This window comes from Marinobacter sp. AC-23, assembly GCF_001858325.1.
Taxonomy (GTDB): domain Bacteria; phylum Pseudomonadota; class Gammaproteobacteria; order Pseudomonadales; family Oleiphilaceae; genus Marinobacter.
In genome coordinates this window covers 1-3,331 of sequence record NZ_MBPP01000069.1, presented here as the reverse complement: position 1 = coordinate 3,331, position 3,331 = coordinate 1, and the positions used below count along the sequence as shown (strand labels likewise).

General features: G+C 41.3%; 6 protein-coding genes. 5 read left to right on the top strand and 1 reads right to left on the bottom strand.

Features of this window, described 5'->3' with window-relative positions; all coding sequences use genetic code 11:
• The first annotated feature begins 164 nt into the window (after nt 1-164).
• The 3 genes from BCA33_RS17660 to BCA33_RS17650 all read left to right on the top strand — a co-directional run bounded on the left by BCA33_RS17660 (nt 165) and on the right by BCA33_RS17650 (nt 2,828).
• Nucleotides 165-1,448, top strand: a complete 1,284-nt coding sequence (locus BCA33_RS17660) for an AAA family ATPase (RefSeq protein WP_071267925.1) — start codon at nt 165-167, stop codon at nt 1,446-1,448.
• Nucleotides 1,449-2,366: a DUF4435 domain-containing protein gene (locus BCA33_RS17655; RefSeq protein ID WP_071267923.1), complete on the top strand. Its 918-nt coding sequence runs from the start codon at nt 1,449-1,451 to the stop codon at nt 2,364-2,366.
• 90 nt (nt 2,367-2,456) lie between these two features.
• Nucleotides 2,457-2,828: a transposase gene (locus BCA33_RS17650; protein ID WP_071267921.1), complete on the top strand. Its 372-nt coding sequence runs from the start codon at nt 2,457-2,459 to the stop codon at nt 2,826-2,828.
• Here the strand turns inward: BCA33_RS17650 and BCA33_RS22310 are convergent.
• Nucleotides 2,822-2,989, bottom strand: a complete 168-nt coding sequence (locus tag BCA33_RS22310; RefSeq protein WP_254774572.1) for a hypothetical protein — start codon at nt 2,987-2,989, stop codon at nt 2,822-2,824. The genes BCA33_RS17650 and BCA33_RS22310 overlap by 7 nt on opposite strands.
• On the opposite strand from BCA33_RS22310, the gene BCA33_RS22930 reads away from it, so the two are divergent.
• Complete coding sequence (locus tag BCA33_RS22930; protein WP_368087268.1) at nt 2,984-3,082, top strand: IS3 family transposase; 99 nt, start codon at nt 2,984-2,986, stop codon at nt 3,080-3,082. The genes BCA33_RS22310 and BCA33_RS22930 overlap by 6 nt on opposite strands.
• A gap of 66 nt (nt 3,083-3,148) precedes the next feature.
• Nucleotides 3,149-3,331 (top strand): transposase (locus tag BCA33_RS17640; protein ID WP_071267917.1); only part of this gene is annotated, 183 nt, incomplete at its 3' end.

The window sequence follows — 3,331 nt, the reverse complement described above, 5'->3', positions numbered from 1 at the left end:
TGATCAATAATTAATCTAAAAATAGCGCCTATTCTTAAAATCTGGAGCATTTGTCACCGAAAACATACTCAGATTTTACGTAGGAACATCACCGAAAAAAGGCTCTAGGGTTTTTCTACAGCCTCGTTAGGCATTGAGTCATAAGTCTATAAAATGGAAAATCTATGAAGATTGATAATATTGAGTTTCATGGTTTTAAGGCAAAAAATAGATACTCGAAAGTAGAGTTTTCGTCTGAAAATGTCACTGTTATTTATGGTGACAACGGTTGCGGGAAAACAACGTTTCTCAAAGCCATAAACTCTTTTTTATCACAAGATGATGATGCGCTATCTTCTATTGGAATAAATAAAATAATATGCACTATCGAAGAAGAAGATGAGGCGAAATTAGTATCTGTTGAACTAAAAGACGAAGGGTACGACTGGAGTGAATTTGAAGCCAGTTGCTTGGTTAACTCTAGGTCGCTCTCTTTAGGTGTTGAGCGAGGAGTTAGCACGCAATCTTTAAAAATAGAGCCCGAAATTCTAATGAATTTCTTTGCTCATCCAAGGCGACAGCATGAACTGTTTGGAAGCCATCGAGGGATGGGAATATCTAAAAAGAGTATATATGAGTTATCTGAAGAGCTTTCATTCTTTTTAAGGCGTCGAAATGCTGCTAGGTTTAGAAACAAGCGGCCAGAAATTGATTTTGATGAGAAACACTTATACATACAGAGTATAAAAATAGAAAATATCGAAGAGTTGCTTTTACAACGCTATAGAATTGCGAGGTTTACGGCTACCCGAAAAATTCAAAGTGCTCTTTTTGATACACTTTCAGTTGCTATCGATGTCGAAAATAGTGGCTCGGAACATACTGACACAGATAAGACTTCTCTGGGCAACCGAATATTAGAAAATAAAGACAGAATCATTGAAGCACTAGATGATGGTGATGAGAATAATTTTAAGAATAGAATTGTTGATATTCTTGGACGAATCGATCAACCCGGAGAGTTAGACAAGATTCTAGAGCACTCATTATTGAGCGAACTTTTCCAAAATATGCTTGATGAGCTAGAAGTGGAAAAGCTTATCCTTAGCTCCATCAACCTACTTGTTGATAGGTTTAATACCTATCTTATTAACGATAAGAAGTTAGTCGTTAATGGGAAAGAGGTTTATATTTCGATAGGCAATGAAACCCATTCCGTCAACGATTTATCAAGTGGGGAACGCCATATATTAACTTTTTTGGCATTAGTGCTATTCGAAGGTCAAGGCAGAAATTTCTTGGTTATTGACGAGCCTGAAATTTCTCTGAATATTAAATGGCAAAGAGAACTAATGTCTTTATTTTCTGCGTTATTACCTAGCACGCAAATAATAGTGGCATCTCACTCTCCAGCATTGGCAAAGAGAAACCCTAACTTTCTTTCTGAACTGAAAGTCTGGAGAGATTAGATGAGCGGGTTCTGTTACGAAATAGATGAACTTTTAAATGAAGCCATTATCACGGGTGTTCCTGCGATTTTAGTGGAAGGAATTGACGATATATCTATTTACGAGGAAATATCAACCAAAGCTCCTTTTAATGTAGAAGTTTATGCGATAGAAAATATCGAGGGATTTACCGAGGGGTGTGATCAGGTTATTGCTGCGATCCAAGAATTAGATTCTTTGCCAAATGACTCCCATTCGCTATCTGATAATATATTGGGAATAATTGATAAAGATGTTCGAGACTACAGAGGCGAACTTCCTGATATAGAACCTCTTCTTGTGCTTAATTATTATTCTATAGAAAGTCATTTTGTGTCCGAGCAGATCATTGCCAATATCTTAAGATTATCCAGTAAAACGAGTCGAGATCTAATAAGCGATGAGCTATGCAATTTGATGATGCGTGAGATCGAGGAAAAACTTCTAGATTTATACTATTTTTCTTTGGAGTCTCTACGTAATTCCGTAGAATCTGAATATTCAGCAAGCTTTTCATATTCGTACTCTCCCGGACGAATTTATGATCTTAAAACTAGACAAGACGTATTAGAAAAACAACGTGATCTGGATGTTTTTGCGACTTCTCTTGGTCTCAGTCCTTGCATCGATACGCTAAAGAGCATATCGAAAGGTAAGTGGTTGATAGATATATTTTCACAAGAATTGATTAATAGTATCAACGGGTTGCCGGAAAAGTGCTCTGCAAGTTCGATTGTAACCTGTAAGTCTTGTATTTCTGATGCGTTTGATAAATGTTTGTATCGAATAAAAGATGGATTTACTAAAAAAACCATTAGAAGCTTAATCCTAGCAAGTGTTGAAGGTGCTGAGGTTCAATACATAGAAAATCGAATCTCGAGAATTAAGGGATTTGCCTAACAAGTAAAAGCACTCGGACACAGCGAAGCTGTGCTGATCTTGCACCGCTTTAGTGGACGGTCATTTACCGGACACTAGAGGGGGTCTGTCATGGGGCACACCCACAAGAGAAACTACGACCGTTATACCCTGGCGTTCAAGCTGCGGGCCGTTAAACTGGCTAATCACCCTAACGTTAAAACCAAGGATATTGCGGAGGGGCTAGGGATACATCCAGTCATGCTGTATCGCTGGTGTATGGAGCATCGCAACGGGACGCTGGTTGAAAACAAGCACATGAAAAAACAGAAGCCCTCTCCCAAGCGGGTCGATCCCCCGGCGGATTCCGAAGCCGCGGCCGAGGACGAACTGGCCAAGGCGAAGAAACGCATCAAGGATCTGGAAAAACAGTTGAATGCGCGTCAGGAGGAAATCGATCTCCTAAAAAAGGCGCGTCGGTTCTTCGAGAAAAACCGTCATTGATTTTTGCGTTTATCGAGAAGAACCGGGGCCGGTTCAGCGTCAAACGGCTGTGTGGTTTCTTTGGTGTGTCTCGTAGCGGCTTCTATGCCTGGCTCACGCGCCCGCTGAGCCGTCATCGACAGCACGATGACCACCTCAAAGGCGCCATTGTTGAGTTGCACCAGGGGTATCGGAGAGCCTATGGCGCGCCACAGGTGCATCAAGCTCTGAGGCAACAGGGTCTTAGTTGCAGTCGTCGACGGGTGAATCGGTAATCACCCCAATAAACCAAGGTGATCAGAAGTAGAATTTTCCGTAAGCTATACGCAGGGAGATTCCGCATGAAGAAGTCACGTTTTTCTGACAGCCAGATCATGGCGATCTTGAAGCAAGCCGAGAGCGGCGTGCCCGTTCCGGAGTTATGCCGCGAGCACGGCATGAGCAGCGCCAGTTTTTATAAGTGGCGAGCTAAATTTGGCGGCATGGATACCTCCATGATCAAGCGGATGAAAGAGCTAGAGGAT

Excerpts from the sequence above, each read along its gene's own strand:
- BCA33_RS17660 (WP_071267925.1), top strand. The coding sequence starts at position 165 with ATGAAGATTGATAATATTGAGTTTCATGGTTTTAAGGCAAAAAATAGA.
- BCA33_RS17655 (WP_071267923.1), top strand. The coding sequence starts at position 1,449 with ATGAGCGGGTTCTGTTACGAAATAGATGAACTTTTAAATGAAGCCATT.
- BCA33_RS17650 (WP_071267921.1), top strand. The coding sequence starts at position 2,457 with ATGGGGCACACCCACAAGAGAAACTACGACCGTTATACCCTGGCGTTC.